At 46.3% G+C, this 2165-nt stretch carries 3 protein-coding genes; all 3 read left to right on the top strand.

Going from position 1 to position 2165, the window contains the following annotated elements; translation table 11 throughout:
* The coding region (locus D9736_RS14985; protein ID WP_130258623.1) for a phage tail tape measure protein at positions 1-1072 on the top strand (1072 nt) is incomplete at its 5' end.
* Positions 1073-1163: 91 nt separating this feature from the next.
* The gene (locus D9736_RS14980) at positions 1164-1694 is read left to right on the top strand and encodes a hypothetical protein (protein WP_000679482.1); all 531 of its coding nucleotides are present in this window, start codon (positions 1164-1166) and stop codon (positions 1692-1694) included.
* Positions 1695-1755: 61 nt separating this feature from the next.
* Positions 1756-2165 (top strand): DNA circularization N-terminal domain-containing protein (locus tag D9736_RS14975; protein ID WP_205712928.1); only part of this gene is annotated, 410 nt, incomplete at its 3' end.

Here is a 2165-nt window from a genome sequence, read left to right as displayed (position 1 = left end):
GGTACAGCTCGATTTTACTGACGGCAAAGGGAGTTTTGGCGGTCTTGATAACATGTTCAGGCAACTGGCAAAGCTGCGAAAACTGACCGACGTTAAGCGAACAGGTGTACTTAAGGCAATATTTGGTGATGATGCCGAAACCCTTCAGGTGGTCAATGCACTAATCGATAAAGGAAAGGATGGCTACGATCAGATCCAGCAGAAGATGAATAAACAGGCCAGCCTGAATAAACGTGTTCAGGCCCAGCTTGGTACGCTGTCCAACCTGTGGGAGGCAATGACGGGGACCGCAACTAACGGCCTTGCGGCTATTGGCGGCGCATTTTCTGGTGACGCCAAAAATATCACGCAATGGCTGGGGGAGTTGGGGGAAAAATTCACGAAGTTTGCGGATGAAAATCCCCGGGTTATTCGCGGCGTCGTCGGGCTTGCTGCCGGTCTTGCGATTCTGAAACTGGGATTGATGGGCGTTGGCGGTGCCATCAGTATTGTCAGCAGGATTATGTCGATGACGCCGATTGGCATGATTGCGACGGCGATAGCCCTGGCTGCGGGATTAATTATCACTAACTGGGATGTTGTCGGACCTTATTTCAAGAAGCTCTGGGAAACCATTAGTCCTTATTTTGAGGCTGGCTGGGAACTTCTGAAGAAGGTTTTTGCCTGGTCGCCGCTGGGGATGGTGATCAATAACTGGGGACCGGTTGTTAAGTGGTTTCAGGATATGTGGGATAAGCTGAAGCCAATTATTGAGTGGTTTACCGACAGTTCCGGTGACACGGTCGATGCCATTAACTCGGCGCAGTGGGGCGCGGGTGCTTATGATGCTTATGGGACGGGAATACCGCCACGGGGATACACTCCTTATCCGGAGGTGGATCCGGCTCAGGCAAACAACGCCTCCGGTGCCACAGGCCCGAATCCTTTCATGATTAATAAAGCTACCGCGCCAAAAGTTGATGGTGAGATCAAGGTATCATTTATAAATATGCCATCAGGTATGCGGGTTACGGAAACACGCTCCAGTGGCATTGATATAAATCACGATGTTGGCTATACCCGATTTTGGTAGCCAGGATTCCCCTCACAGGTATTGCTGGTTGTAAGTCATAAATAGAGTGATAGAATTAATGCACATTTAGAAAAATGTTAATAGGCGAAAAATGAAAGGCTATATCACAGCAAGTGTAATTCTTGGAGCAGCGGCTGTTTTTTCATCTCTCATAATCTCTGGCAACATCTCCTTTAAAGATGAACATATTATTCAGTTATCTGGAGGAGCCATAAAACTTGGTGATGTTTATAAAGAAAATAAATTGATAAGTGCAAAGATTATTTTTCCAGATAATCAGGGTGAACAGATTCTTGTTGTCGACGGCAATCCTGAAAACTTTAAGGAGGATTTTCAGGAGAAATTAAATAAAGTAATAAAAACTTTAAATGCGTCAAAGAAAAAAGATGAAGAGAAAGTTAGCCTGGATAATTTAAGTGTTGTTGAAGAGTCTAAACTAGAGCTCGTTTCTGCGGTGCGTTACTCTGCTCAGTATGTTCCTATGTTTACTCTGACGCTGGACAAAAAAGAAATTACCATGCCTAAAAATACGGTAATATTTCCATTTGCCAGCGATGAAACAGCTAAGTATTTAAATGAACAACAGCAAAAGTATAAAGATTCATTGTTTCTGACTCGCTAATTAATAAAATTCATTACAAGGCCACCTTCTAATAGGTGGCTTTTTAATTTTCGGAGTATATATGACGTGGAAAGACAGGCTTCAGGACGCGTCATTTCGCGGCGTGCCGTTTAAGGTCGAAGAAGAAAGTGCGGGAACAGGTCGCCGTGTGGAAACGCACGAATACCCGAACCGCGACAAACCCTATACCGAAGATCTGGGAAAAGTCACTTTCCGCCCGTCCATCACGGCTTATGTGGTGGGAGATGACTGCTTTGACCAGCGCGATCGCCTGATTGACGCACTGAATAAACCCGGTCCCGGCACGCTTGTCCATCCGACATACGGTGAGCTGAAAGTCTGTGTTGACGGGGAAGTTCGGGTCAGCACATCGAAAAGTGAAGGGCGTATTGTCCGCTTTGACCTGAAGTTTGTCGAAGCAGGAGAACTCTCTTACCCCACATCAGGTGCGGCGACGGCGCAGACGCTGAT

Origin of the sequence: Escherichia sp. E10V10, assembly GCF_004211985.1 — a bacterium.
Taxonomy (GTDB): domain Bacteria; phylum Pseudomonadota; class Gammaproteobacteria; order Enterobacterales; family Enterobacteriaceae; genus Escherichia.
This window is presented reverse-complemented; position numbering and strand designations above follow the sequence as displayed.

What these genes read in the sequence shown, in the direction of transcription:
- D9736_RS14980 (WP_000679482.1), top strand. Translation starts at nt 1,164, where the DNA reads ATGAAAGGCTATATCACAGCAAGTGTAATTCTTGGAGCAGCGGCTGTT.